Below are 26,174 nucleotides of genomic sequence, written 5' to 3'. Positions count from 1 at the left end.
TTAACGGTTGGCCGTTGGCGTGGACGTGGGCGTTGGTGTGGCCATCACGAGGTTCCAATCGCCGCCCACCGCCTTGACGAGGAACACGCTCGTCGTCATCTGCTGGCCGAGAATCTGCACCGCCGTGCGCTGGTTGTTCAACAGCGACTGCTGCGCGGTGATCACGTCCAACGACGTTGCCAGGCCGCCCTCATAGCGCGCGCTGGCAATGTCGTAGACCTTGCGGGCGCTTTCCACGGCGTGGCGCGCCTGGCTTGCGGCACGGTCCAGCGATTGCAGTCCGGCCAGACCATCTTCGACTTCCTGCAGCGCGCCCAGCACCGTCTGGCGGTAGTTGGCGATCGCACCTTGGTACGCCGCGTTGGCAATGTCCACACGCGCCCGCGTGCGGCCGGCGTCAAACACCGTCTGGGCGATCTGCGTGCCGAACGACCACAGCAGCGTCGGCGCAGAAAACAGCAGCGCCAGATCGCGGCTTTCCCAACCGGCGCCGCCGTTGAGCATCACGCTCGGGAAGAACGCTGCGCGCGCCACGCCGACCTGCGCGTTGGCAGCAGCGGCCCCGCGTTCAGCGGCCGCCACGTCGGGGCGGCGTTCGATGACGTCGGACGGCAGTGCCACCGGAATCTGCGGTGCCGTGCCCTTGAGCGGGTTCGGGTCGAGATGGAACGCAGGCGCCGGTGTGCCGACCAATGTGGCCAGCGCGTGTTCGTACTGCGCGCGCTGCTTGGTCAGCAGTTCGGCCTGCGTGGCGGTGCTGTCGACCAGCGCCTGTTGCTGCGCCAGATCGAGCCCCGATGCCACGCCGTCCTGATGCCGTGAGGTGACGAAATCGAGTGCCTTGCGCTGCAGCGCCAGCCCTTCCTGCACCACGGCGATTTCCGCATCGGTCTCGCGCAGGTTGTACCAGGTGGTGGCGACCTGCGCGGCCAGCAGCAGGCGGAAGTTCTCGGCATTGGCGCCGGCCTGCGCTTCGCTCGCCGCCGCGTTGGCGACGGTGTTGCGCACGCGGCCGAACAGATCCGCTTCGTAACTTACGTCGGCGCGCACCACGAAATCGCTTTGCACGGTCGACATGGTCGGACTGGTGTACGACGAAAGCGGCCGTTCCGACGAGGTGCGCGTGCGCGTGTCGTTGTTGGTGGCCGTGATGGTCGGCAGCAGGCTGGCGCGTGCCACGCGCGTCTGCGCCTGTGCCTGCTCCAGGTTCGACAGCGCAACCTTGAGCGATTGGTTTTCCTGAAGCGCCTTTGTGATCAGCCTGTCGAGCTGTGGATCGTTGAAGCGCTGCCACCACGGTCCCTTGGGCGCTGCATCGGCGGGCTGCGCGGCGCGCCACGGTGCTTCGGTCTGCCAGTGCGCCGGCACGTCCATGGCGGGGCGCTCGTACGTCGGTGCCAGCGAACAGCCGGCCAGCGAGACGATCAGCCAAGCCGCCAGCGCGGCAGAGCGCAACCGCGGTCGACCCATCATGATGCGCGCGGCGCCGATGCCGCCGGTGCCGAAGCCGGCGCCGGCGTGACGATGGTCACCGCCTCGCCTTGCTCGATGGAATCGGCCGGGTTGAGGATCAACGCGTCGTTGGGCTTGAGGCCCGAGACGATCTCCACCGTGCGGCCGTAGTCGCGCCCGATGGTGACGGGGCGCAGGTCGACGCGGCCGTTTTCTGCGATGGCGATGCGCGGGCCTTCCTTGCGGAAGAGCAGCGTGTTCGTGGGCACGAGGTAGGTGCCCTGCGCGCTGGCGCCGGCGCTCGCGCTATCGCCGGACGATTTGCCCTTGATGGCGACCTGCACGTACGCACCCGGCAGCAGGCGGCCGTCCTTGTTGGGCAGCTGCACTTCCACCTGCATGGTGCGGGTCGTGGCGTCGATGGCGCCCGAGGCGCGAGCGATGGTGCCGTGGAAGGTCTGGCCGGGCAGCTCCGACAGCGTGACAGCCACGTCCTGCCCAACCTTCACCTGCTGCGAATACGCCTGCGGCACATACAGGTAGATGCGCAGCGGATCGGTCTGCGCCAGCGTGAACAGCTCGCGGTTGGCGCCCGCGTTGCCGGCATTGACCAGCGTGCCGACATCGACGTTGCGCTTGGTCACCACACCCGCAAACGGTGCCACCACGCGGCGGAAGCCTTGCAGCTCCTGCAGGCGGCGCACGTTGGCTTCGGCGGCGGCCAGGTCCGCCTGGGCTTGGTTGGCGGCGCTGGTGCGCTCGTCCAGTTCCTGTTGCGAGACGGCGTCTTTCTGGCGCAGGTTCTGCCAGCGCGTGAGCGAGGTCTGCGCCAGCGCCTTGCGTGCGGCGGCCTGGTTGCGTGTGGCTTGCGCCTGGTTCAGTTCCTGGTCGACTTCGGGCGTGTCGAGCAGCGCCAGCACTTCGCCCTTGTCCACATGGGCGCCGATGTCCTTGAACCAGCGCAGCACGTAGCCGCTGGTGCGGGCATAGATGGGCGATTCAACGTAGCCCTGCAGCGTGCCCGGCAGCGTCAGCTCGCGGCTGGCGTTGGCCGGTTTGGGTGCAGTGGTGGTGACGTAGCGGCTGGTCTGCGCGCTCACCTGACGCTCCAGCGCATGCGCGTTGTAGTAGCGGCTGACCAGCGTGCGCCCAGCGCCCAGCGCCAGCAGAACCACCACGACGATCACGACCCAGCGTGCACGGCGCATGGCCGGCGCGCGGTCCACCTGTTCGATCGGGTCGACGGTGACGACGTGGTGCGGCGGGCCGTCCGCGGGATGCCCGGAATGCGCCCCAGGATGGGCACTGGATGTTTGCTCAGACATGTCCTTCGCTTCCCCGCAAATCGTCACTACGCCGGGCGGCGCGCCGCTGCAATCTGTTGTGCACGCTGGCAAACACCACCGGAACAAAGAAAAGGGTCGAGACGGTCGCGAACAGCAGACCGCCGATCACAGCGCGCCCCAGCGGCGCGTTCTGCTCTGCGCCCTCGCCGAGGCCCAACGCCATGGGCACCATGCCGATGATCATCGCCAGCGCCGTCATCAGCACCGGACGCAGGCGGGTGGCGCCGGCTTCGAGCGCGGCCTGCACCGGCGCAATGCCTTCGGCCAATCGCTCGCGCGCGAACGAGATCAACAGAATCGAGTTGGCGGTCGCCACGCCCATCGTCATGATCGCCCCCGTGAGCGACGGCACCGACAGCGTCGTTTCCGTCAGGAACAGCATCCACGCAATGCCGGCCAGCGCGGCGGGCAGGGCGGTCACGATGATGAGCGGGTCGATCCACGACTGGAAGTTCACCACGATCAGCAGGTACACCAGCACGATGGCCATGACGAGCCCGACGCCCAGGCCAAGGAACGACGATTCCATCGTGTTGACCTGACCGCGCACCGTGACCTGCGCGCCGCGTGGCAGCTTCGGGCGGATGTCGTCGACGGCCTTCTGCACTTCCTTGGCGACGGCGCCCAGGTCGCGGCCCTGCACGGCGGCATAGACGTCCACCACCGGCGTGATGTCGTAGTGCGACACCACTTGCGGCTGCACCGCGGGGCTCACCTGCACGAGGTTGCCCAGCAACTGCGGCCCGCCCGCCTGTGCGGCGCCACCGCGCGAGCTTGCCACCGGCGTGCGCAGCAGCGCGTCGAGCGAATCGACGCGGTACTGCGGGCTGGTGACGGCCACCTGGTACACCACACCGTTGATCGGGTTAAGCCAGAACGTGGGCGAGGTCTGGAAGCTTGAGCTGAGCGACACGAGCAGGTTCTGCGCCACGTCGCGCCCTTCCAGGCCGACCTGCTGGATGTGCGTGCGGTCCATGTTCAGGGCGAGCGTGGGCTGGTCGAAACGCTGGTGCACATGCGTATCCACCGCGCCAGGAATCTGCTTGATGCGGTTGGCCAGGATGCCCGCAAGCTGCTGGTTGGTTGCCACGTCGGCGCCGGAGAACTGCACGTCGATGGCCGACGGCAGGCCGAAGTTCAGGATCTGGCTGACGATGTCTGCAGGCTGGAAGGCGAATTCCACGCCCGGAAAGCGTTTGGGCAGTTCTTCGCGCAGGCGGCGGACGTATTCCGCGCTGGGTTTGCGTTCGCCCTCGTGCAGGGCAATCAGGATTTCACCGTCGAGCGTGCCGATGGTGCCCGCGTTGCTGTAAGACAGGTTGATCCCCGAGTTCGGCACGCCCAGGTTGTCGAGGATGGTCGACAGCTCCTGCTTGGGAATGATCTCGCGGATGGCGGTTTCCACTTCGTCGGCCAGCCGTGCGGTTTCTTCAATCCGCAGGCCCGACGGCGCGCGCATGTGCAGGCGGATCTGGCCGGCATCCACATCGGGGAAGAAGTCGCGCCCGAGCACGAGGTACAGGGCGCACGACGCCACGCAGAAGCCCAGGAACGACAGTGCGAACACGCGGCGGTATTCCAGCAGCCCGCCGAGGATGGCGGCGTAGTTGCCGCGCATGTGTTCGAACTGCGTGTTGAACGCCCGGTAGATGCGGCCGAACGTGCTCGGTTTTGCGTCGGCTTTCCGGGCGTCTTGCGTGTGGCCGGTCATGAGCATCATCACCAGCGTCGGCACCAGCGTACGCGAAAGCACGTAGGAAGCCAGCATCGCAAAGATCACTGCTTCGGCCATCGGCACGAACAGGTAGCGCGCCACGCCCGTGAGGAAGAACATCGGCACGAAGACGATGCAGATGCAGAGGGTCGACACGAAGGCCGGCACGGCGATCTCGGCGGCGCCGTCGAGGATCGCGGTGATCGGCTCCTTGCCTTCGTGCAGGTGGCGCTCGATGTTCTCGATGGTGACAGTGGCGTCGTCCACGAGAATCCCGACCGCCAGCGCCAGGCCGCCCAGCGTCATCAGGTTGATGGTCTCGCCGATCAGGTGCAGCACGATGATGGACGACAGGATCGACAGCGGAATCGACACCGCAATGATGGCCGTGCTGCGCCAGTTGCCCAGGAACAGCAGGATCATCGCGGCCGTCAGGCATGCGGCGATCAGCGCCTCGCGGATCACGCCTTCAATGGCCGCCTTCACGAACAGCGACTGGTCGAACAGCGGCGTGATCTTCAGGTCTTGCGGCAACACGGCGGCCGCGGCCGGCAGGAGCTTGTAGATGTTGTTGACGATATCGAGCGTCGATGCGCCGCCGTTCTTCAGGATGGAGAGCAGCACGCCGCGCTGGCCGTCCTGACGCACCACATTCGTCTGCGGCGAGAAGCCGTCGCGCACATTGGCCACGTCGCCCAGATAGAGCGTGGCGCCGTTGCTCGTCTTGACCGGAATCGCATTGAGCGCGGCGATGCTGCCCGGCGTGCCGTTGAGCGTGACGCCGTATTCGGTGGCGTCGATCTTTTGCGTGCCGGCCGGCAGGATCAGGTTCTGCGCGCCCACGGCGTTGACGATATCCACGGGCGTCAGGCCCTGGGCCAGCAGCTTCTGCGTGTCGAGGTCGACCGTGATCTGCCGGCTCTTGCCGCCATACGGAAACGGCACGGCAATGCCCGGCACCGTGATCAGGCGCGGGCGCAGGAAGTTCACCGCCGCATCGTTGAGTTCCTGCTCCGACAGCGTGTTGCTCGACAGCCCCAGTTGCAGGATCGGAATGCTCGACGCCGAATACTTGATCACCAGCGGCGGCGTGGTGCCCGGCGGCAACTGCCGCACCTGCGCCTGCGTGCTCGCCACGATCTGCGCGAGTGCGGTCTGGATGTTGGCGTTGGGCTGGAAGAAGACCTTGATGATCGATACGCCGCCCAACGATTGCGACTCGATGTGCTCGATGTCGTTGACGGTGGTCGTCAGGCTGCGCTCCGTGACCGACACGATGCGGTCGGCCATCTCCTTGGCAGGCAGCCCGTTGTAGTTCCAGATGATGCTGGCGACCGGAATGTCGATTTCCGGAAAGATGTCCGTCGGCGTACGCATGAGCGTAAACGGCGTCGCCAGCAGGATCAGCAGGGCGAGGACGATGAACGTCAGCGGCCTTCGCAGCGCGAGTTGGACAATCCACATGGAGGCGTTTCAGAACTGCGGTGCGAGGCGTTAAGGGGCGCACGCCGCTCGAACGGCGGCGACCCGTCATTCTATCGCCCGGGCCGATCGGTCAGCATGTCGCTTTGTTCTGACTTTATTACATTGCATAACGGCCTGTGCCGCCGCAACTTGAGCGCACCGCAGTCCAGCCCGTACCGGCGCGCACGGGCTGAACGCTGCTTGGGCAGGAAGCCCTCAGCCGTTGACGATCTCACCCCCGTTCGGATGCAGCGTCTGGCCCGTCATATAGCTGGCGTCGGCCGACGCCAGGAAGATGTAGCACGGCGCCACCTCGTCGGGCTGGCCGGCGCGGCCGAGCGGTTCGTTGCTGCCGAATTTGGCGACATGCTCGGCATCGAAGGTGGACGGAATCAGCGGCGTCCAGATCGGGCCCGGCGCCACGGCGTTTACCAGGATGCCCTTCTCGGCGAGTTGCTGGGCCAGCGAGCGCGTGAACGCCAGGATCGCGCCCTTGGTGGCGGCGTAGTCGACCAGGTGCCCGCTGCCCCGGAACGCGGTGACCGACGTGGTGGTGATGATGCGCGCGCCTTCGTGCAGGTGCGGCAGCGCGGCCCGCAGCAGGTAAAACATCGCAAAGACGTTGGTGCGGAACGTGCGCTCGAGCTGCGCGGCGTCGATGTCGGCCAGGCTCTGCTGGGGGTGCTGCTCGGCGGCGTTGCTGACCACGATGTCGATCTTGCCGAACGTGGCCACCGCCTGCGTGACGACGGCGCGGGCGTGCGCTTCGTCGCCGAGGTCGCCGGCGATCGCTTCGCAGCGGCGGCCGGTGGCACGCACGAGGCGGCAGGTCTGGTTGGCGTCGTCGTGTTCGTCCAGGTACGCGATCAGCACGTCGGCGCCTTCCTTGGCAAAGCCGATGGCCACCGCGCGGCCGATGCCGCTGTCGCCGCCGGTGACGATGGCGACCTTGTCGGTGAGCTTGCCGCTGCCGACGTAGTGTTCCATTTCCGCGCGCGGGCGCGGCGTCATGTCGCTTTCGGTGCCGGGCTGGCGGTCCTGATGCTGTGGCGGTTGCTGCTGTGGTTGGTCAGGCATGGCGGTTCTCGATCGGTGGGTGGAACGGTCCTCCATCTTCAGCACACCGCATGCCATGGCGGGCGCATGTGGCGGGTGCTGCCCGGCACGCCGCTTGCTGGGCGGTGGAAGAGCAATCCACATCGACGGCAGGAGGTGCCATGGACGCGCTGCTGTTCCTGTTTGGCGAGGGCAAGGACCTCAACCCGCTGCAGACCGCCATGCGTGCCGTGGTGGTGTTCGCCATCGGCCTGGTGCTGGTGCGTCTGTCGGGCCGGCGGTCCTTCGGGCAGCGTGCGCCGTTCGATTTCGTGGTCGCCGTGCTGCTGGGTGCAACGCTGAGCCGCGCGATCGTGGGCGCGTCGCCGTTTGTGGCGACGTTGTCGGCGTCGCTCGCCCTCGTGGCGGTGCATCGGCTGCTTGGCTGGGCGTGCGTGCGGCTGCCCGGGCTGGACCGGATGATCGCGGGGCGCGAGCGGGAGGTCTATCGCGACGGCCGGTTCCAGCAGGACCAGATGGATGCGGCGCTGCTCACCGTTGGCGACATCGAAGAGACCGTGCGCCAGACGCTCGGCACACACACGCTCGACGACGTGCAGGCCGCCATCCTGGAGCGCAACGGCCAGGTCAGCCTGATCCGCAAGCGCCGTTGATCCGCACGACCGCACAACCCGCACACCACTGGACACTGGAGGCCACCATGCGAGAAAAGCAGCAGACCGAAAACCGTGGCGCAGAGAAGCGCCAAGCCGATTGGGAACAGGCCGAGTCGCACCGCAAGCCGGGCGAACGTCCCGCCGACGCCGCGCTGGGCCGCCCGGGGAGCACCGCGCCCAGACCGGAGAGCGTGCACGACACAGCGCGGCGCATCCGCCAGGGTGAAGTGCCGCCGGGCGTCACGCGCGACAAGCTCCACGACCCCGGCCGGCAGACGCCCGAAGCGCCGCCCACCGACAACCGCAGCTGACCGCCATCGTGCCGGACGCGGACGACGCCCCGTGGTATCGCCGGCTGGGGCCCGGCTTCATTACCGGGGCGGCTGACGACGACCCGAGCGGCATTGCGACCTATGCGCAGGCCGGTGCGCAGTCCGGGACAAGCATGCTATGGACGCTGCTGCTCACGCTGCCGCTGATGATTGCGATCCAGCTCGTCAGCGCGCGGCTCGGGCGGGTGTCGGGCTCCGGCGTGGTGGCGAACATCCGCCGGCATCATTCGCCGTGGCTTGCGTATGCGTTCGTTGCGCTGGTCACGCTGGCCAACGTCATCAATGTCGGCGCCGATATCGCAGCCATGGGCGACAGCATCCGGCTGCTGCTGGGCGGCTCTACTGCCTTGTATGCGTGCGGGTTTGCCGTTGTCTCGCTCGTGCTGCAGGTATGGATGCCGTACCGCCGGTACGCGCGCTATCTGCAATGGGTCGCGCTGTCACTGCTCGCTTACGTGGCAACGGCGTTCGTGGTCAAGGTGGACTGGGCGCAGGCGCTGCACGACACGGTGGTGCCGAAGATGCAGTGGTCCAAGGACTACGTGATGACGCTGATTGCCGTGTTCGGCACGACCATCAGCCCGTACCTGTTTGTCTGGCAGGCCGCCGGGGAAGTCGAGGAGACGCGGCTGGCCGAGGGCGAGCAACCGTTGAAGAAGGCGCCGTGGCAGGCCGAGGCTCAGCTGGCGCGCATCCGCCTCGATACGACGGTCGGCATGGCGGTCTCCGCGCTCATCGCGTTCTGCATCATGCTCACCGGCGCCTATGCGCTGCACACCCACGGCGTCACGCAGATCGAAACCTGCGCGCAGGCCGCCGAGGCGCTCAAGCCGGTCGCGGGCCGCTTTGCGCAGATGCTCTTTGCACTGGGTGTGGTCGGCACCGGCCTGCTTGCGGTGCCGGTGCTGGCGGGCTCCGCCGCATATGCCGCCGCAGAGGCGTTCCGATGGCGCAGGAGCCTGGAAGACCGGCCGGCCCGCGCGCCCAGGTTCTATCTGTTCCTGGCCCTGGTGATGCTGATGGGCACCGGCATGGTGTTCCTGCCGGTGGAACCCTTCAAGCTGCTCTATTGGGCCGCGGTGCTCAACGGGCTGGCCGCCACCCCGGTGATGGTCATGCTGCAGCTCATGTCGCGACGCAAGACCGTGATGGGGCCGTTTCGCAGTTCCCCGGCGCTGCACGGTACGGCGTGGGTCGCCACGATCTGCATGTGCGCCAGCACGCTGCTGTTCCTTGCACTGGCGGTACTGGGGGACTGACGGCCTTCGCACCCTCGCTGCGCCCGAGGCGACGCGGGCACTGCAGTTGCGTGTCATGAGCGTCCAATCATCCAACGAGGGGTCCATCATGAAAGCTGTCGTATTTCACGGCGTCGGAGACATCCGTCTGGAAGACGTGCCCGAGCCGACACTGCGCGAGCCGACCGACGCCATCGTGCGCCTGACGGCTAGCGCCATCTGCGGGACGGACCTGCATTTCGTGCGCGGCACGATGTCCGATGTGAAGGAAGGGCGCATCCTTGGCCACGAGGGCGTGGGTGTGGTCGAGGCCCTCGGCGAGGACGTGCGCAACCTGTCGGTGGGCGACCGTGTGGTGATTCCGTCCACCATTGCGTGCGGGGCGTGCGCGTACTGCCGTGCGGGCTACACCGCGCAATGTGACGTCGCCAATCCGCACGGCCACCTCGCCGGCACGGCGTTCTACGGTGGCCCCGAAGGCGCCGGCGGGTTTGACGGGCTGCAGGCCGAGAAGGCCCGCGTGCCCTTCGCGCATGTCAACCTCGTCAAGCTGCCCGACGAGGTGAGCGACGACCAGGCGATCCTGCTGTCCGACATCTTCCCCACGGGCTACTTCGGCGCCGACCTGGCCAACATCAAGCCGGGGCACACCGTGGCCGTGTTCGGGGCGGGCCCGGTGGGGCAGTTCGTGATCGCCTCGGCCAAGCTGATGCAGGCGGGGCGCATCTTCGCGATCGATCATGTGCCGGACCGGCTCGACATGGCGCGCGCCCAGGGCGCCGAGGTGATCGACTTCGAGCGTGAAGACCCGGTGCAGGCGCTGCGCCGGCTGACCGGCGGCATCGGCGTGGATTGCGCCATCGACGCCGTCGGCGTGGACGCTCAGCATGCCGACCACGGCCCGGCGCGGCCCGACGACAAGACCACGCAGGCCTTTGCCGCCGAACGCAAGGCCACCGCGCCGCAGGCGCGCGGCACCGGCGCGGTGTCCGACGCCAACGAGAATGCGCCATGGCAGGCCGGCGATGCGCCGTCGCAAGCGCTGCGCTGGGCCGTGGAAGGGCTCGCCAAGGCGGGCACGCTGTCGATCATCGGCGTGTATCCGCCCACCGACACGACGTTCCCGATCGGCATGGCGATGAACAAGAACCTCACGCTGCGCATGGGCAACTGCAACCATCGCCGCTATCTGCCCAAGCTGGTCGAGCTGGTGCGCACGGGCGCGATCGACCCGGCGGCGGTGCTGTCGGTGCGCGAGCCCATGGCCGCGGCGCTGGACGCCTACCGCGCTTTCGATACGCGCCAGCCCGGGTGGATCAAGGTCAAGCTCGATCCGCAGTCCGGCGACGGCGCGCGTGCACCGGGTGCGTCCCGCGCATGAGCCGCGCACTGCACGATCGCGTCGCGCGTCTGGGGCCGGTGCTGGTGATTTCACCGCACTTTGACGACGCGATCTTCTCGTGCGGCAACCTCCTGGCCGCGCACCATGGCAGCCACACCGCCACGGTGTTCGGCGGCGCGCCCGACACTCCGATGTCCACGGAGTGGGACGCCCAGGCCGGCTTTGCCCATTCCACCGAGGCCATCGCCGTGCGTCGGCAGGAGGATGCCCAGGCCCACGCCCAGGTGAGCGCCACCGTGCATCACCTCGACTTCTGCGACAGCCAGTACGGGCAGACGCCCGCCCTCGATGCGCTGGAGCGCGCACTGTACCGGCTGGTCGCGCGTCACTCCGCCGAGGCGGTGTTCGTGCCGCTCGGGCTGTTCCATAGCGACCACGTCCTCGTGCACGAAGCGGCGCTGCTGATGCTGCCCAAGCTGCCGAAGCGGTTGTGGATCGGCTACGAAGACGCGCTGTACCGGCGCGGGCGCGGCGCCGTGCAGTCGCGCCTGGTCGCCCTGGCCGAGCGCGGCATCGTCACCACGCCGGTCTCGCCGGTCTGCGCCGTGGACGGCCGCCAGAAGCGGCGCGCCGTCGCCTGCTATGCAAGCCAGTTGCGCGCGTTCGGCCCCGGCGGTATCGAAGACGTCTACCAGCCGGAGCGCTTCTGGCTGCTGGAACAAGGAGATTCCGATCATGCAACCACTGGATGACGCCCGCACGGCGCCTGTGCCGTGCTCCATCGTCGTGCTCACGTACAACCGTGCGGCCACCGTGCTGGAAACGCTCGGCAAGCTCACGGCCCTGGCCGAGCCGTGGCCCATCGTCGTGGTCGACAACGGCTCCACCGACGGCACGGCCGACCAGATCGCGGCCCGCTTTCCGGGTGTGACGCTCGTGCGCGCGCCGCGCAACTATGGCGCCGCCGGCCGCAACCTCGGTGTCGCGTCGGTCGACACACCGTACGTGGCGTTCTGCGATGACGACACGGTGTGGCTGCCGGGCTCCATCGCGCGTGCCGTGGACGTCCTGCAGCGGTATCCCTCGGTGGCGGTGGTGGCGGCGCACGTCGTGGTGGGCCCCACGCGGCGGGACGATCCGGCGTGCGAGCCGATGGCGGCCAGCACGCTGCCCTCCGAAGGCCTGCCGGGCCCGGCGCTGCTCGGCTTCATGGCAGGCGCCTGCGTGGTGCGCGCGCGTGCCTTTACCGAGGCAGGGGGGTACCGGCACGACCTCTTCATCGGCGGGGAGGAAAGCGTGCTGGCGCTGGACCTGGTGGATGCCGGCTGGCGCATCGTCTATTGCCGCGAGGTGGTCACGCACCACAACCCCTCGCCGGTGCGCGACGTGATGCAGCGGCGCGCGCTGCTCACGCGCAACGAGTTGCTGGCCGCATGGCTGCGGCTGCCGCAGGATCTCGCCTGGCGCGTCACCGGCCGGGCGCTGCGTGCGATGGCCGAACAGGGTGTGCTGGGCGAGGCGCTGCCAGCGGCGCTCGTGCGCCTGCCGCGCGCGCTGCTGCGCCGGCACACCGTGCAGCCCGCGACGGCCGCGCTGTGGCGGCAGATGGACGCCGACCGCCAGCGCCGCCAGGCCATCCCGACCTTGTCGATCGGCTGACCCGCGCGAGGCCTCAGGCAAGCACGGGGGCCGGCGCCAGGAAGAACTGCTGGCGGAAGTATTCGACCGTGCGCGCGAGCCCCACTTCCAGCGCGGTAGACGGCTCCCAGCCGAGCTTCTCACGCGCGAGCGTGATGTCCGGGCACCGTTGCGTGGGGTCGTCCTGCGGCAGTGGGCGGAAGACGAGTTCCGAATTCGAGCGCGTGCACGCCACGATGTGCCGCGCAATCTCCAGCATGCTCATCTCGACCGGATTGCCGAGGTTGACCGGCCCGGCAAAGTCGGGCGGCGTGTTCATGAGGCGGACGAGGGCGTCGATCAGGTCATCGACGTAACAGAACGCGCGCGTCTGGCGGCCGTCGCCATAGAGCGTGATGGGCTCGCCGGCGAGCGCCTGCATGATGAAGTTGGACACGACGCGCCCGTCGTTCGGGTGCATGCGCGGGCCGTAGGTGTTGAAGATGCGCGCCACCTTCACGTCCAGGCCGTGCTGGCGGCGGTAGTCCATGAACAGCGTCTCTGCGCAGCGTTTGCCCTCGTCGTAGCACGAGCGCACGCCGATCTGGTTGACGTTGCCCCAGTACGCCTCGGTCTGCGGGTGTTCGTGCGGGTCGCCATACACCTCGCTCGTCGATGCCTGCAGGATGCGCGCGCCGACCCGCTTGGCCAGCCCGAGCATGTTGATGGCGCCGTGCACGCTGGTCTTGGTCGTCTGCACCGGGTCGTGCTGATAATGGACGGGCGAGGCCGGGCAGGCGAGGTTGTAGATGTCATCCACTTCCACGTAGAGCGGGAAGGTGACATCGTGGCGCAGCACCTCGAAGCGCGGGTGACCGAGCAGGTGCGCGATGTTGCGTTTGGTGCCGGTATAGAAGTTGTCGACGCACAGCACGTCATGCCCGTCGCGCAGCAGGCGGTCGCACAGGTGCGAGCCGAGGAACCCCGCGCCGCCGGTCACCAGCACGCGACGCTGGTCGCGCCAGTGGTGATGGGGCTCGGGATGGCCGGGATGGTGCGGGTCACCGTGGTGTCTCATGCTGCCTCCTGGCGGTTCGCCATGACCGCATCGAACGCATCGAGCCAGTCCGCCACGAAGCGGTCGATGCCGAAGCGCTGGCGTGCGGTGTCGCGTGCGGCGTCGCCCCAGCGGCGGGCGAGAGCCGGATCGTGCAGCAGCGTGTGCATGGCGTCGGCCAGCGCATCGAGGCGCGTGTCGACATAGCCGTTGTGGCCGCTGTCGATGACGGTGCTCATCTCGGTGGTGGCCAGGCCCACGATGGGCATGCCGATGGTCATGGCCTCCACCACGGCCAGCCCCAGGCTGGTGTAGCGGATGGGGTTGAAGAAGAAGCGGTAGCGCGCGCAGAACGCGGGCAGATGCAGGTTGCCGACCTCGCCGATGCCGCCGGCGTCTTCGGCGCCCATGCCCACCAGGTCGAGCGGCACCTGGCGGCGCAGCGTGTCGAACACGTCGGCGCCGAGCCGGCGCCCGCGCCTGGCCAGGTGGTTGACGACCACGATGCCGCGCGCCAGGTCGCCGCTGTAGCGCGCCGGCACGGGCAGGTGCACGCCGTGCTCGATCACCCGCGTGGGCGTGATGCCGCTGTCCCACATCAGCGCGTTGAACGGCGTCACGTGCACCAGCAGCACGTTCGGATCCTGCACCCAGTGGCGCGTGTTGGTGGGGTGCTCCTGCGGCGGATCGTGTTCGAGATAGATCGTCGGCAGGGCGCGCTGCGCGGGGCTCAGCACCGTGAGGCGGTCCTGCTCCCAGTGCACCCGCGACTGGAACAGCACGGCATCGAACCGCTCGCCCGCCACGGCATCGAACGGCACCTCATGAACGTTGTCGCCCCACGGCAGCGCGCCCACCTTGCCGGCATAACCGGGCGGCACGCAGCCCGATGCGTCAGGCGGACGCGTGACGAGGTAGAAATCGTGCGGCACCTGCGAGAGGTAATACAGGTAGTTGCCGTGCACATGCCACGTCAGAATGCGCAGGCGTCGTGCGGTGGACCGCTTCATGGCGTGGTGCTCCCGAATGTCTTGGATGCGGAGGGCGGGATGGGTGCCGACGCGGCGCGTGTGGGTGCCGGCGGCGACGTGCGCAGTTCCAGCTCGGGGTCGAACAGCGCGCCATAGGCGGCGTCGAGCACCTGCCGCACGCTCACATCGCGCGCGCATTCATGTTGGGTCGGGCACGTCCAGTGCATGCACGGCCGGCACGGCGGCGCGGCCGCCAGCACGCGATGCAGGATGCGGTCTGCCGGGGCCCAGCGCGCCACATCGCTGCCGCACGCGACCACGATGCTCGGCGCGCGCACGGCCGCCGCCACGTGCGAGACGCCCGTATCGTTGCAGATGAGCAGCCGGGCCAGCCGCAGCAACGCCGCCAAGCCGCCCAGCGACGTCTGCCCCACGACCGATGCCGCGCGCTGGCGCATGCGGCTGCGCACGGCGTCCACCAGCTCGGCTTCGGACGGCGCGCCGGTCATCACCACGTGAAACCCGCTGACGATCAAGGTGTCTGCCACCGCGGCAAAGCGCTCGGGCCACCAGCGGCGTGACGGCATGCGGGCGCCGGCATGCAGGCAGACGAGGCGGTCGCGGTCGAGCGCGCGATGGCGCAGCAGCGCAAGCGCCTCGGCGTAGTCCTCGCGCCGCAGGGGAAAGTCCGGGATGGCCGGTACCGCAGGGGCGCCCAGGTAGGTCAGCAACGCCAGCAGGCGCTCGGCCTCGGGCAACTGCGTCGGCCACGGCAGCAGTGCCGGATCGGCCTGGCGCGCGGTCGCCGCATCGGGCTGAAAGCCGAAGACCTGCCGTGCGCCGAAGCGCCGGACGACTTCCGTCGATTGCGGGCCGCTGCCGTGCAGCTGGATGGCCACGTCCAGCCGGCGCGCCTGCATGTCGGCGTAGAACGCCTGCGTGGCATCGGTGTCGGCGGGGCCGGCTTCAGGAAACGCGTTGCCGCCGGGGAAGGGCACGAAGTCGTCCAGCAGATCGGCATATCGCTGCTGGAACTGCCGCGCCCACGGCAGGCCGACGAGCGTGATGTGCGCGTGCGGCGCAGCGGCCCGCAACGCGCGCAGCGCGGGCACCGCGCACAGCATGTCGCCAAGCTGCAAGGCCCGGAACACGGCGATGCGGCGTGCGCCGCGCAGGAGTTCGACAGGCGGCGTCATAGGAACCACACCCGAAAGTGCCACGCACCGCGCAGGCGCCAGTACAGCGCGAGCGGCGGGATGGCGATCGATGTCCACAGCATTTCCAGCACGTGCCGCGGCGAATGCGTGGTGCCCCGCAGGCGCATGGCTGCAAAGCGCAGCGTGAGCGCCAGCCAGAGCAGCGCAGCCCCCGCCGCCACCCACGGCCGTCCCAGCGCGAGCGCCGCAACGGCCACCACCACCGCGGCGCCCATGCCGTAGTAGTGCCATGGCGGCACGGGCCGGATGCGCGTGCGGTAGCGCTGCGGATGCTTCTTGTAGAGCAGCGCGTCGTAGAACACCTTGCGCTGCTGCGACACGCTCACGCCCCACGGCGCCGGCCGCACCGGGTGGTGCATCAGCGCGTTCGGCGCCTGTGCGATGTGCCCGCCCGCATCGAGGATGCGGAACTGCAGGTCGGAGTCTTCGCGCCAGGCCAGCCGGAAGCGTTCGTCAAAGCCACCGATGCGCTCGAGCATCGCGCGCCGCACGAAGCAGTTGGCGGTGACGAACTCGGCGCGCGTGAGGCCGCTGGCGTCGCGTTCGTAATCGGTCGGCTGCGCGGGCAGCGGCATGCGGATGGCGCCCGTGGCGGCATCGGGCGCGGTGCCGCCGTCGGCCGCCGTCATGACGCGCCAGCCTTCGGCCAGCCACGTAGGCGCCGGGATGGTGTCGTCGTCGGTGAAGGCGATGATGTCGCCGCTGGCGGCCTGCCAGCCGCGATTGCGCGCTGCGGCGGGGCCCTGCGTTTCGCGCACGGGCACGTAGTGCACGCGCCAGGCCGGCGCGGCGGCGGCAAAGGCCTCGACGACCGCGCGCGTTTCGTCGTCCGGCCCGTCGTCGGCAACCACGAGCTCCAGCTGGTGCGCATCAAAGGTCTGGGCCAGCAGGCCATCGAGGCAGCGCTGCAGCATCTGCGGTCGCCGCCATGTCGCAATGACGACCGACACGGCGGGCGCACGCCGCCGCAAGGGCACCTGCGACACATCAAACGGCAACGGCTGGTTCATGCGACCCCCGCCAGGCCGGGCACGCGCCGCACGCCGGTAGTGGCGCGGGCCGCGCCGTCCTGCTCTGCGCCGCCTGCGCGCGGTGTCTTGCGCAGCAGGAACGGGCCGATCACCAGCGCATCGAGCGGCGACGTCCAGAACGATTCCACCGCATCGCGCGGGCTGCAGACCATCGGCTCGCCGCGCGTGTTGAACGACGTGTTGACGAGGATCGGCACGCCGGTGCGCTTTTCGAAGGCGGCGAGCAGGTCGTAATACAGCGGATGCTGCCGGCGGTTCACCGTCTGCACGCGCGCGGTGCCATCGACGTGGCGCACGGCCGGGATCTGGGCGGCGCGGTCTTCGCGCACGTCAAAGACGAACAGCATGAAGGGCGCGGGCTGCTGGGCACCGACAAACCAGTCGGCAGCGCGCTCTTCCATCACCACGGGGGCGACAGGGCGGAAGTCTTCACGGTCCTTGATCTCGTTCAGGCGTGCCTGCATGTCGGGCGGGATGGGCGAGGCGAGGATGGAGCGCGCCCCCAGCGCACGCGGGCCGAACTCCATGCGGCCCTGGAACCAGCCGATCACCTGGCCCTGCGCGAGCAGCTCCGCGGTCTGTTCCGCGATGTTGTCCAGGCGCTCGAACGGCAGCTTGGACCACGTGAGGAACTGTTCGATCTCCTCGTCGCTGTAGGCGGGGCCGAGGTAGGCGTGGTCCATCTTCCAGAGCCGCCGCTTGTTGCCGCGCGCCTGGTAGTCGGTCCAGAGCGCCGCACCCAGCGACGTGCCCGCGTCGCCGGCGGCGGGTTGCACCCATACCTGCTCGAACGGGCCGCGGTCACGCACACGCGCATTCATCACGCAGTTGAGCGCCACGCCGCCCGCCATGGCGAGGTTGCGCGCGCCGGTGGCCTGATGCAGCCACTGGGTCATCGTCAGCACGGTTTCTTCCAGCACCTGCTGCAGCGAGCGTGCGATGTCGAAGTGCCGTGCCTCCATCGGGCCGCCACGCTGGCGCGGCGGGCCGAAGCGCGCTTCCAGCCGCAGCGGCGCGACGGTGTAGCGGCCGTCGCCGCTGATCGTCACCATCTCGCGGAAGGCATCGACGTAGCGCGGCTGCCCGTACGAGGCCAGCGCCATCACCTTGTATTCGTCGGACGAGCGCAGGAAGCCGAGGTAGTCCGTCACCTCTTCATAGAGCAGACCGAGCGAGTGCGGCAGGTCCACCTGCTGCAGGCGCGTGTACTCGCCGTTGCGGAACAGGCCGTACGACGTGGTGGCGCGCTCGCCGCGGCCGTCCATGGTGAGCACCGCGCAGTCGTCAAACGGCGCGGCCAGGAAGGCGCTTGCCTCGTGCGCGAGATGGTGCTCGACATACGACCAGCGGAACGGCCCGTCATGCCTGACATTGGCGAAGCGTGCGCGCAGGTGGTGCGGTGCTCCGCCTGCCAGCTGGCGCGGCGCGTTCACCACGTACGACAGGAACAGCGCGTCCCACGGCGCGGTCCCGGGCGCCAGGTCGGTCTGTGCCGACGGCTGCAGCGGCAGGGCGATGTGCGTCTGCCCCTGCAGATCGGCCAGCAGTGCCGGGTCCAGCGAGTAGGCGACGTGGTCGACACGGGCCAGATCGATGCCGGCTTCGGCCAGGCAATAGTCGATGGCGTGATACGGCAGCTGCCAGGTGGAAAACGGCACCGGCCGCTTGGCGTGCTTGACGTGCGTGAAGCGTTCGTCTTCGGCCGCGGCGATCACCACGCCGTCACGCACGAGCGTGGCCGACGAGTCGTGATACGCCGCGTTGATGCCGAGGGTATAGAGCGGTTTGGCTTCCATGCAGGGCTCCGGCAATCGGTGGTGGGACAAGGTAAAGGGCTCAGGCAACCGGTGTGGGTGCGGCCAAGCCCGGTGAGGCAAGTGCGGACCACAAGGCCTGCGCCACGCGCGTCGGCTGCCACAGCGCGTGCGTTGCCGCGATGACTTCGTCTTCCGTCACGCCGGTCAGGCACGCCTGATGGCCGAGCGGGCAGACGCTGCGGTAGCAGTAGCGGCACGGCACGTCGTGCGAGAGCACCGCGTGCGGCACGGCCCACGGCGTGTGCTGCGGGTTGGTGAGGGCGTAGAGGTCGACCACCGGCGTCTGCGTGGCGGCGGCCAGGTGCACCGGCCCGCTGTTGTTGGACACCAGCAGCGCCGCGCCTTCGATGAGCGCCGCCAGCTCGCCGAGCACCAGCGCACCGGCCAGGTTGATCACGCGCCGCCCAGCGGCCTGGCCCGGTGCGCATACCTGCGCCACGAGCTCGGCCTCGCCCGGCGCGCCGGTCACGAGCACCGGGCAGTCGTAGCGCTGCGCCAGCACATTGGCGATGCGGGCAAAGCGTTCGGGCGGATACCGCCGCGATGCCGCGGTCGCCCCGGGATGCAGCACGATCCACGGCGACCGCGGGCCGATGCCATGGGCGGCAAGCTTGGCGCGCACCGCATCGCGGTCGGCCGCACGCACGGTAAAGCGCAGGCGCTGCGGCAGGTGCGCGTGCGTATCGACGACCTGCGCCACGAGGTCCAGCTGGCGGCGCACTTCATGGCGCACGTCGCCGGGGGCCGTGGCGGCGATGCGCGCATCGGCGTCGGCAATCCAGTCGGTCAGCAGGGCATACGGGTTCTCGCGGCAGTGCGCCAGGCGCAGCGGAATGCCCGCCAGGAAGCACAGCATCGCGGCCGGCAGCGGGTTCTGCGTGTGGACCGTAAAGATGACGGCCGCGTCGAACGCACCGTCGCGCAGCGTGCGGATGAGCGAGGTCGTCTGCTCGGCATCGGCGGCGTTGGCATGCTTGGCCCACGGCACGTCGCAGGCGATCACGTCGTCGATGTCGCTCAGGTGCGGCTGGGCGATGGCCCCGGCGTGCGAGGTCAGCAGCGTGAGGTGCCGGTCGGCCGGGCCGCTCGTCTTGAGCGCGTGAAAGGCCGGCGTGGTCATCACCACGTCGCCGAGGTTGTCGGGGCGCACGCACAGGATGCGGGCGGCGTTGGCCCACACGGCGCGGCGCTCGGGGATGCCGGCCACGTTCATGCAACGGCCTCCGCGTGGCGCGCGTGCTGGGCGATGACAATGGCGGCGGCCTCGTCGAAGCGCCCGACGATGTAGTCGGGCACGCGCATCGGCCCGGGCAGCCAGTGCGTTTCGTTGCCGTTGGCGATGAGGATGGTGCGGCAGCCCGCGCGGCGGCCGGCCTCTACGTCGTTGAGGATGTCGCCGATCATCCACGAGTGTTCGAGCGTCACGCCGTGCGAATCGGCAGCCTGCCGCAGCAGCCCGTCGTGCGGCTTGCGGCATGCGCAGCCGGCGCTGCCATCGGGCAGCGGCGCGTGCGGGCAGAAGTAGAAGCCGCCAAGCGTGGCGCCGTGCTGCGCAAACAGCTCGGCCAGGCGTTGCGCCACGGCCTCCAGCGCTTCGATCTGGAAGTAGCCCAGCGCGACGCCGGGCTGGTTGCTGACCACGATCAGCGGCAGGCCGGTGCGGGCCAGCATGCGCAGCCCGTCGCCTGCGCCCGGTGCCAGCGCAATGCGGGCGGGGTCGACGTTGTAGGGCACGTCCTGCAGCAGCGTGCCGTCCTTGTCCAGGAAGACCGCCGCACCCGATGCAGGCAACGTCCGCCGCGCTGGCGCCAGCATCACGGCCATGACGTCTCCCGCATCGGCAGCACCATCACTTCCGGGATCACCGTTTCAGCCGGCTGCAGCAGCACGAAGCGCACGGCCGCCGCCACGTTGGCCGGGTCCTGCAGGTTGTTGACGTCGATGTCGGGAAAGCGGTCCAGCAGGAACGGCGTGCGCATGCCGCCGGCAATCACGGCCGACACCTTGATACCGTGCGGGCGCAGTTCGGCGTGCAGAGCGTGCGACAGCCCGAGCAGCCCCCACTTGGTGGCGTGATAGACCGACGCATTGGGCCACGCGCGGCGTGAGGCGGTGGACGCAATGTTGACGATGGCCCCGCCGGCGCGCTTGCGCATCAGCGCGCTGGCGTGCTTGGCGAGCAGGAAGGGGCCGCGCAGGTTGGTGCGCACCACGCGGTCCCAGTCTTCGACGTTCAGTTCATCGATGGGCAGCGTGATGTCGATGGCCGCGTTGTTGATGACCGCGTCGATACGCCCGAAGCGATCGACCACGTCATCCAGTGCGCCGCGCACGGCCGCTTCGTCGCCCACATCCAGGGCAATGGCGTGCGACTGGCCGCCCTCGGCGATGAGCTCGGTGGCGGTGCGCTCGGCATTGGCGGCGTCCAGGTCGGTGGCCACTACGGTGGCGCCGTCGGCAGACAGCACGCGGCTGATGGCGGCGCCCAGCCCGCGTCCGGCGCCGGTGACGACGATGACGTGGTTGCGCAGCGTGGGCCGTGTATTGGCGTTGGTATTCAAGTCGGTCTGGGTCATGGGAGCGTGTTGCGAAGTGCGAGGAATTGCGAAGTGCGAGGAAGGCGGTTCAGGCGGCAAGCCCCGCCAGCGCCGAGGCATTGGCGACCGAAGGCGTGCCGTTCATCCGGGCGTTGGCGCGGGCGCGCATGTCGATGGCCTTCAGGTAGGCCTTCTCCAGTTGCCCGGCCACCCCGAGCCACGTGTAGAGCATGCGGGCGCGCACCAGGCCGGCCTGGCCGAACTCACGGCACAGCTCGGGCTGTTCCATCAGTTGCAGCAGCCGCGCGGCCAGTGCCTGCGGGTCTTTAGGGGGGACGAGGAAGCCAGTTCGGCCATGGCGCACCGTCGAACGGATGCCGCCCACGTCGGCGCCGATCACCGCGCGGCCGCACGCCATGGCTTCCACCGGCGTGATGCCGAACGGCTCGTACCACGGCGTGCTCACGAAGACATCGCAGGCGCTGTACCACGCGCGCAGGTCGGCACGGCCGCGCTTGCCGACGAATACCGTCTGCTCGGTCACGCCGGCTGCGGCGGCCACGGCCTGCAGCCGGCCGAGTTCCGGCGTGGCGGCCACGTCGGGCGTGACGGTGTTGCCACCCACCACGTACAGGCGCACGCGCTTGCGCGCATCGGGCGGCAGCTTGCCGATGGCCTCGATGACGTTGTCCACGCCCTTGCGCGCCACCATGCGGCCGAGCTGCAGGACGACGAACGCGTCGGCCGGCACGCCGAGCTGGTGCCGGGCCTGAGCGCGGTCGATGGGCGCAAACTCGGCCGCATCGAAGCCGCACGGCACCACGTCGATCCGCTCGGGCCGTGCGTGGTAGAGCGTTTCCAGGTCGGTCTGGTCCTGCGGGCACTCGGCGATGATGCGCTCGGCGCGCTGCACGAGCGTGTCTTCGATCTTGAAGCGCGCATCCGGGAACCCGTCCGCGCTGCCCTGGTGCAGCCGGCGCACGCGGCCCAGCGCGTGGAACGTCATCACGAGCGGCAGCCGCAGCCGCGCCGCGGCGGCCAGCGACGCAAGCCCCGACATGAAGAAGTTGGCATGGATCACGTCATAGCCGTTGCCGGCCGCGTGGGCGCGTGCGCACTGATTCAGCAGGTAGCGGCCAAACGCGTGCATGTGCGGCAGCAGCGCTTCCTTGGGCAGGACGGCGGCGGGGCCGGCCGGCACGTGGATGACGCGGCATCCCGCGTCGAACGGCACGATCTCGGGCTCCGAAGGCCGTTCGCGCCGTGTGAAGACGTCGACCTGGTGGCCCAGCCGGCCCAGCTGCCGCGCCACGTGGCGCACATAGACGTTCTGTCCGCCGCAGTCCACGCCGCCCAGATCGGCGAGTGGCGAAGCGTGTTCACTGACCATGGCGATACGCATGTCGGTTCTCCTCATGTCGTGGCGATGTGGGGGCGATCTGGTGGTCCAGGCCACGTGCGATGCCCTCAGCAGCCCGCGTGCCACGGTCGCCACCTTGTGCTGGTGCGTGCATCGATGCCGGAAGGGAACGGCGAGGAGGAGAACCGCTTTTCGCTTGTCCGGACAAGCGTTTGCAGCGTGCCCCGCGGCGCCGCAGGGGCACGGGCGCGACGCACCGCTGCGGTGTTTGACGCGTGGGGCCGGCGCGCGGTGCTCGTAATTCTTACGCGGCCGACAAGGAGAATCGCAGCGGCGACGGCATCACGCTTGCCAGGTGCAGGGGGGGCTCACGCGAGGCGCAGTGTGCCGGCCGAGGCCGCGGCAGCCTGCTTGGCGATGGCGCGCAGGCACGCGGCCACCACATGCGCGAACGCTTCGTCATAGAACGGCAACGCGCCGCTCACCCCCACCACGATGCCGTCGAGCACCGCGCTGCCCCACAGGTTGGTGTCACCGGCGCGCAGCACATGCGGGCGCAGCGCCTGCAGGGCGTGCGTGCTCATGCCGTGCTGCCACGCCAGGCGCGCCTTGGCCCGCGCGTATGCAGCGTAGTCCGCATCCCAGCGGGTGCGGTCGCCCACCGAGTGTTCGTGCAGCACCGCCTCGTCGAACCTGCAATCGGCGGGCGAGCGTGCCGGGTCCATCACCACGATGTGCAGGAAGCCGCTGTCGCCCACTTCCTGCGGCCGTGTCATGGCCTGCGTGATGAGCGGCAGCGCCATCTCCACGGCGCGGCGTGCCGCGTCGGGTCCGGCAAAGTAAGACGTCTGCGGCTGGGCGCCGGCTGGGGCATCGGCCCGGGTGCCGGAAGCGGTGGAAGGATCAAAATCGGCCAGCATGCTCATGAAGACTCCTGCGTACGATGGGATGAGATGGGGGCATGCGCCACACGCGCGGGTGCGCGGCGCGCACGGACGACACTGAGGATGGCGGTGACCAGTTCGCCGCGCTCCGTCGGCTTGGCCAGGTGAAGCTGGAAGCCGGCCAGCAGCGCGCGCGTGCGGTCTTCGGGCCGCGCATAGCCGGACAGCGCGACGGCAGGCAGCCGTGCATCGAGCGGCATGTCGCGCTGGGTTTCGAGCAGGCGCACCTCGCGCAGCAGGGTGTAGCCGTCCTCGTCGTCGCCCAGGGCGATGTCGGAGACGAGCACGTCGGGCCACGAACTGCTCGGCGCCGCGCGCAGGGCGGAGAGTGCCAGCCTTGCGCTGCCATAAGCGGTGACGGTGGCGCCGTAATCTTCCAGCAGCAGCTGCAGCATCTCGCGCGCGTCTTCCTGGTCGTCGACGATCAGCACGTGCACGCCGGCCAGCGCGTCGGTCGACGGCAGCGGCGCATGTGCGGGCTCGGGCGGGCGCTCCAGCCCCGGTATGACTTCGGCTTCGTCGGGCAGGGCAGGCAGCGGCGCAACGGCGCGGATCGGGAAATCCATCACGTATGTCGTGCCACCGCCATGCGAAAGCGGCACCACCGCAAACCGCCCGCCGTGCTGTTCCACCACCGAGCGAATCCACAGCGGGTCGAGCGTGGGGGTGGCCGTCTTGACGGTGGCTTCGCCGGGTTCGGTGTCGAACGGGCTGGCGGGCTGCCGCAGCGGCGCGAGCGGCTCGACGGGGTCCAGCATGTCGAAGGGCTCGGGGGTGGGCGCAGCGGGCCCGCCCAGGGCGACGCGCGCAGTTTCGGGCTCCGGCACTTCGGGTGGCCCGGGCTGGGACGCGCTCGGGATGGCTGCCTGCGCCGCCGCCGGGACGGGGATCGTGTCGGTCACGCGCAGTTGCGCCATGGCCTCCACGCGTTCGAGCACGATTTCCACACGGCTGCCCGGCTGGCTGGCGAGCACCGCGTGGGTCAGCACATCGCCCACGATGCCCTGCAGCCGGCTCGGGTCGCCGGTGATGCTTGGCGTCTCCGACCGGATGACCGAATACACGGTGATGCGGCGCGCGTCGATGGCTTCGCGCAGCCCGTCGAGCACGCTGACGACCAGCGCCACCAGGTTGATCGGCTGCTGCGCGAGCCGGTGCTGCGCCTGTTCGAGGTCGGACTGTTGGCGCTGCAGCGTCCAGAGCTGCGCGTAGACGCCGCCCGCGGCGAGCAGGTCGGTGTGGCGGCCGCGTTCCACGATGCGGCCCTTCTCGAGCACCACGATCTCGTGCGCGTCCACCACGGTCGACAGCCGGTGCGCGATCACCAGCGTCGTGCGGTGCGCAGACAGCCGGTCGAGCTCGCGCTGGATGGCCCGCTCTGAGCGCGTGTCCAGCGCAGAGGTGGCCTCGTCGAAGATCAGGATCGACGGGTTCTTCAAGAGCGCGCGCGCAATGGCGATGCGCTGCTTTTCACCGCCCGAGAGCTTGAGTCCGCGCTCCCCGACCATGGTCTGGTAGCCCTCGGGCAGCGCGGCGATGAAGTCGTGCACGTAAGCGGCCCGTGCCGCCTCGATCACCTCGGCCATGGTGGCGCCTTCGCGGCCGTAGGCAATGTTGTAGGCGATGGTGTCGTTGAAGAGGATGGTGTCCTGGGGGACGATGCCGATGGCGCGGCGCACGCTCTCCTGCGTGACCACGCGCAGGTCCTGCCCGTCGATCGACACGCGGCCGGACCATGGGTCGTAGAAGCGCAGCAGCAGCCGCGCGAGTGTCGATTTGCCCGAGCCGCTGCCGCCCACCACTGCGACCGTGCGGCCGGCCGGGATGTGCAGCGACAGGTCGTGCAGGATCGGCCGGGCGGCCTCGTAGCCGAATTCCACGTGCTCGAAGTGCACGTCGCCATGCGTCACGCGCAAGGGGGCGGCGTTCGGCATGTCGGCCACGTCGGGGCGCTGGTCGAGCAGGTGGAACAGGCGCTCGGCGTTGATGGCGGCGTCCTTCGCCTCGCGGAACATGAACCCGAGCGCATTGAGCGGCAGGCAGACCTGGATGATGTACGCGTTGATCAGCACGAGGTCGCCCACGGAGAGCACGCCGCGCGTCACGTCCTGCCCGGCGAGCAGCATCACGGTGGCCACCCCGCCCGCGATCACGCCGCTCTGCGATACGTGCAGCAAGGACAGCGCGCGCTGGTTGGCCACGGCCGTGTCGATGCGCTTGCGCAGGATGTCGCGGTAGCGGCGGGCCTCGAAGCGCTCGCTGGTATACACCTTGACCGCCTCGTGGTTGAGCATGCTGTCGAGCAGGCGGCTGCCGGCCATCGAGTCGAACTCGTTCATCTGCCGCTGCAGCCGCACGCGCCGGCGTGTGAGGAGCACGGTGGCGGTGCAGTAGGCCGCGAAGGTCACCAGGATGGTGACGAGGTACCACCCGCTGTAGCGGCTCATCATGATGATGAGCACGGAGCCGATTTCCACCAGCGTGGGCAGGATGGTAAAAAGCGCCACGCCGAGCAGGAATTCAATGCCGGTGGTGCCGCGCTCCACGTCGCGGATCAGCCCGCCGGTCTGCCGGCTCGCATGAAAGCGCGGTCCGAGCTGGTGCAGGTGCTCGAACGCCTGCGCCATGAAGCCCGCCACCGTGGGCTGCGCCACCCGCGAGAAGACCATGTCGCGCAACTCGCCGAACAGCGTGCCGCCAAAGCGCAGCACCGCATAGGCGAGCAGCAGGAAGGCGGGAAACACCCGCGCGCGCGTGGCGTCGCTAAAGCCGTCGACGATCCACTTGAGCACGATGGGCACGCCCACCGCGCAGAGCTTGGCCAGCACCAGCAGCGCCACCGCCGCGAGCACGCGCTTGCGGTAGCGCCAGATGGACCGCCACAGGGCGCCGAAAATGCGCTGCTGCAGGCTGGCGCTCGGCAGGGAGGGGGGCGATGCATTCGTCACCAGTCGTGAGTCTCCGGACACTCTTGCAACGCGAGCGTGCGACGCAAGCCACGTTCCACGCCGCGAGGCCCCGGC

At 69.2% G+C, this 26,174-nt stretch carries 21 protein-coding genes; 6 read left to right on the top strand and 15 right to left on the bottom strand.

Translation table 11 applies throughout. The annotated features are described in order from the left end of the window. From TK49_RS18755 to TK49_RS18740, 4 genes are all read right to left on the bottom strand, one after another. Complete coding sequence (locus tag TK49_RS18755) at positions 1-1,470, bottom strand: efflux transporter outer membrane subunit (RefSeq protein ID WP_205624852.1); 1,470 nt, start codon at positions 1,468-1,470, stop codon at positions 1-3. Beyond that, the gene (locus TK49_RS18750; protein ID WP_045218968.1) at positions 1,470-2,777 is read right to left on the bottom strand and encodes an efflux RND transporter periplasmic adaptor subunit; all 1,308 of its coding nucleotides are present in this window, start codon (positions 2,775-2,777) and stop codon (positions 1,470-1,472) included. The genes TK49_RS18755 and TK49_RS18750 overlap by 1 nt, the downstream gene beginning before the upstream one ends. Further along, positions 2,770-5,976 carry an efflux RND transporter permease subunit gene (locus TK49_RS18745; RefSeq protein WP_045218965.1) on the bottom strand — a complete coding sequence of 1,069 codons (3,207 nt, stop codon included), beginning with the start codon at positions 5,974-5,976 and terminating at the stop codon, positions 2,770-2,772. The genes TK49_RS18750 and TK49_RS18745 overlap by 8 nt, the downstream gene beginning before the upstream one ends. Before the next feature lie 216 nt (positions 5,977-6,192). Beyond that, positions 6,193-7,053, bottom strand: a complete 861-nt coding sequence (locus TK49_RS18740; RefSeq protein ID WP_045218962.1) for an SDR family oxidoreductase — start codon at positions 7,051-7,053, stop codon at positions 6,193-6,195. 140 nt (positions 7,054-7,193) lie between these two features. On the opposite strand from TK49_RS18740, the gene TK49_RS18735 reads away from it, so the two are divergent. The 6 genes from TK49_RS18735 (at position 7,194) to TK49_RS18710 (ending at position 12,259) form a co-directional block, all read left to right on the top strand. Beyond that, the gene (locus TK49_RS18735) at positions 7,194-7,685 is read left to right on the top strand and encodes a DUF421 domain-containing protein (protein ID WP_045218960.1); all 492 of its coding nucleotides are present in this window, start codon (positions 7,194-7,196) and stop codon (positions 7,683-7,685) included. A 47-nt stretch (positions 7,686-7,732) separates the two neighbouring features. After that, positions 7,733-7,999, top strand: a complete 267-nt coding sequence (locus TK49_RS18730; RefSeq protein ID WP_045218958.1) for a hypothetical protein — start codon at positions 7,733-7,735, stop codon at positions 7,997-7,999. Positions 8,000-8,007: 8 nt separating this feature from the next. Beyond that, positions 8,008-9,279 (top strand): Nramp family divalent metal transporter, encoded by a 1,272-nt coding sequence (locus TK49_RS18725; protein ID WP_045218956.1) that lies wholly within the window; start codon positions 8,008-8,010, stop codon positions 9,277-9,279. Between the two features lie 88 nt (positions 9,280-9,367). After that, on the top strand, positions 9,368-10,639 hold the full coding sequence (locus TK49_RS18720; protein WP_045218954.1) for a zinc-dependent alcohol dehydrogenase: 1,272 nt from the start codon (positions 9,368-9,370) through the stop codon (positions 10,637-10,639). Next, complete coding sequence (locus tag TK49_RS18715; protein ID WP_045218952.1) at positions 10,636-11,352, top strand: PIG-L deacetylase family protein; 717 nt, start codon at positions 10,636-10,638, stop codon at positions 11,350-11,352. Before TK49_RS18720 ends, TK49_RS18715 begins: the two co-directional genes overlap by 4 nt. Then, positions 11,336-12,259 carry a glycosyltransferase family 2 protein gene (locus tag TK49_RS18710; RefSeq protein ID WP_045218950.1) on the top strand — a complete coding sequence of 308 codons (924 nt, stop codon included), beginning with the start codon at positions 11,336-11,338 and terminating at the stop codon, positions 12,257-12,259. The genes TK49_RS18715 and TK49_RS18710 overlap by 17 nt, the downstream gene beginning before the upstream one ends. Positions 12,260-12,272: 13 nt before the next feature. On the opposite strand, the gene TK49_RS18705 is transcribed toward TK49_RS18710, so the two are convergent. From TK49_RS18705 to TK49_RS18655, 11 genes are all read right to left on the bottom strand, one after another. Next, positions 12,273-13,295 (bottom strand): UDP-glucuronic acid decarboxylase family protein, encoded by a 1,023-nt coding sequence (locus tag TK49_RS18705; protein WP_205624851.1) that lies wholly within the window; start codon positions 13,293-13,295, stop codon positions 12,273-12,275. Then, positions 13,292-14,284, bottom strand: coding sequence for a glycosyltransferase (locus TK49_RS18700; protein ID WP_045218948.1), 993 nt, complete (start codon positions 14,282-14,284; stop codon positions 13,292-13,294). Before TK49_RS18700 ends, TK49_RS18705 begins: the two co-directional genes overlap by 4 nt. Then, a complete protein-coding gene (locus TK49_RS18695) occupies positions 14,281-15,441 on the bottom strand; it encodes a glycosyltransferase family 9 protein (protein ID WP_045218945.1) in 1,161 nt (386 codons plus the stop codon). Before TK49_RS18695 ends, TK49_RS18700 begins: the two co-directional genes overlap by 4 nt. Next, positions 15,438-16,472 carry a glycosyltransferase family 2 protein gene (locus tag TK49_RS18690; RefSeq protein ID WP_045218943.1) on the bottom strand — a complete coding sequence of 345 codons (1,035 nt, stop codon included), beginning with the start codon at positions 16,470-16,472 and terminating at the stop codon, positions 15,438-15,440. The genes TK49_RS18695 and TK49_RS18690 overlap by 4 nt, the downstream gene beginning before the upstream one ends. Then, complete coding sequence (locus TK49_RS18685) at positions 16,469-18,289, bottom strand: carbamoyltransferase family protein (protein WP_045218942.1); 1,821 nt, start codon at positions 18,287-18,289, stop codon at positions 16,469-16,471. The genes TK49_RS18690 and TK49_RS18685 overlap by 4 nt, the downstream gene beginning before the upstream one ends. A gap of 40 nt (positions 18,290-18,329) precedes the next feature. Next, entirely contained in the window at positions 18,330-19,523 is a 1,194-nt protein-coding gene (gene waaF, locus TK49_RS18680; RefSeq protein ID WP_045218940.1) for a lipopolysaccharide heptosyltransferase II, read from the bottom strand. Continuing rightward, entirely contained in the window at positions 19,520-20,134 is a 615-nt protein-coding gene (locus tag TK49_RS18675) for a D-glycero-alpha-D-manno-heptose-1,7-bisphosphate 7-phosphatase (RefSeq protein ID WP_045218937.1), read from the bottom strand. The genes waaF and TK49_RS18675 overlap by 4 nt, the downstream gene beginning before the upstream one ends. After that, a complete protein-coding gene (locus tag TK49_RS18670) occupies positions 20,125-20,886 on the bottom strand; it encodes an SDR family oxidoreductase (RefSeq protein WP_045218935.1) in 762 nt (253 codons plus the stop codon). Before TK49_RS18670 ends, TK49_RS18675 begins: the two co-directional genes overlap by 10 nt. A gap of 49 nt (positions 20,887-20,935) precedes the next feature. After that, complete coding sequence (locus tag TK49_RS18665; RefSeq protein ID WP_045218933.1) at positions 20,936-22,249, bottom strand: glycosyltransferase; 1,314 nt, start codon at positions 22,247-22,249, stop codon at positions 20,936-20,938. A 326-nt stretch (positions 22,250-22,575) separates the two neighbouring features. Next, a complete protein-coding gene (locus tag TK49_RS18660) occupies positions 22,576-23,010 on the bottom strand; it encodes a hypothetical protein (protein ID WP_240480095.1) in 435 nt (144 codons plus the stop codon). A 119-nt stretch (positions 23,011-23,129) separates the two neighbouring features. Beyond that, entirely contained in the window at positions 23,130-26,099 is a 2,970-nt protein-coding gene (locus tag TK49_RS18655) for an ABC transporter transmembrane domain-containing protein (RefSeq protein ID WP_045218929.1), read from the bottom strand. Positions 26,100-26,174 lie beyond the last annotated feature (75 nt).

Source organism: Ralstonia mannitolilytica (assembly GCF_000954135.1).
Classification (GTDB): Bacteria; Pseudomonadota; Gammaproteobacteria; order Burkholderiales; family Burkholderiaceae; genus Ralstonia; species Ralstonia mannitolilytica.
The sequence above is the reverse complement of the archived record's forward strand: the minus strand, read 5'-3'. Positions and strand labels throughout refer to the sequence as shown.

Bases quoted from the DNA above. Each gene is read 5' to 3' on its own strand.
- TK49_RS18735 (WP_045218960.1), top strand. From the start codon at position 7,194: ATGGACGCGCTGCTGTTCCTGTTTGGCGAGGGCAAGGACCTCAACCCG.
- TK49_RS18670 (WP_045218935.1), bottom strand. From the start codon at position 20,886: ATGACCCAGACCGACTTGAATACCAACGCCAATACACGGCCCACGCTG.
- TK49_RS18720 (WP_045218954.1), top strand. From the start codon at position 9,368: ATGAAAGCTGTCGTATTTCACGGCGTCGGAGACATCCGTCTGGAAGAC.
- TK49_RS18690 (WP_045218943.1), bottom strand. From the start codon at position 16,472: ATGAACCAGCCGTTGCCGTTTGATGTGTCGCAGGTGCCCTTGCGGCGG.
- waaF (WP_045218940.1), bottom strand. From the start codon at position 19,523: ATGAACGTGGCCGGCATCCCCGAGCGCCGCGCCGTGTGGGCCAACGCC.
- TK49_RS18715 (WP_045218952.1), top strand. From the start codon at position 10,636: ATGAGCCGCGCACTGCACGATCGCGTCGCGCGTCTGGGGCCGGTGCTG.
- TK49_RS18660 (WP_240480095.1), bottom strand. From the start codon at position 23,010: ATGGCGCTGCCGCTCATCACGCAGGCCATGACACGGCCGCAGGAAGTG.
- TK49_RS18675 (WP_045218937.1), bottom strand. From the start codon at position 20,134: ATGGCCGTGATGCTGGCGCCAGCGCGGCGGACGTTGCCTGCATCGGGT.
- TK49_RS18665 (WP_045218933.1), bottom strand. From the start codon at position 22,249: ATGCGTATCGCCATGGTCAGTGAACACGCTTCGCCACTCGCCGATCTG.
- TK49_RS18700 (WP_045218948.1), bottom strand. From the start codon at position 14,284: ATGAAGCGGTCCACCGCACGACGCCTGCGCATTCTGACGTGGCATGTG.
- TK49_RS18755 (WP_205624852.1), bottom strand. From the start codon at position 1,470: ATGGGTCGACCGCGGTTGCGCTCTGCCGCGCTGGCGGCTTGGCTGATC.
- TK49_RS18730 (WP_045218958.1), top strand. From the start codon at position 7,733: ATGCGAGAAAAGCAGCAGACCGAAAACCGTGGCGCAGAGAAGCGCCAA.
- TK49_RS18705 (WP_205624851.1), bottom strand. From the start codon at position 13,295: ATGAGACACCACGGTGACCCGCACCATCCCGGCCATCCCGAGCCCCAT.
- TK49_RS18685 (WP_045218942.1), bottom strand. From the start codon at position 18,289: ATGGAAGCCAAACCGCTCTATACCCTCGGCATCAACGCGGCGTATCAC.
- TK49_RS18750 (WP_045218968.1), bottom strand. From the start codon at position 2,777: ATGTCTGAGCAAACATCCAGTGCCCATCCTGGGGCGCATTCCGGGCAT.
- TK49_RS18745 (WP_045218965.1), bottom strand. From the start codon at position 5,976: ATGTGGATTGTCCAACTCGCGCTGCGAAGGCCGCTGACGTTCATCGTC.
- TK49_RS18710 (WP_045218950.1), top strand. From the start codon at position 11,336: ATGCAACCACTGGATGACGCCCGCACGGCGCCTGTGCCGTGCTCCATC.
- TK49_RS18695 (WP_045218945.1), bottom strand. From the start codon at position 15,441: ATGACGCCGCCTGTCGAACTCCTGCGCGGCGCACGCCGCATCGCCGTG.
- TK49_RS18740 (WP_045218962.1), bottom strand. From the start codon at position 7,053: ATGCCTGACCAACCACAGCAGCAACCGCCACAGCATCAGGACCGCCAG.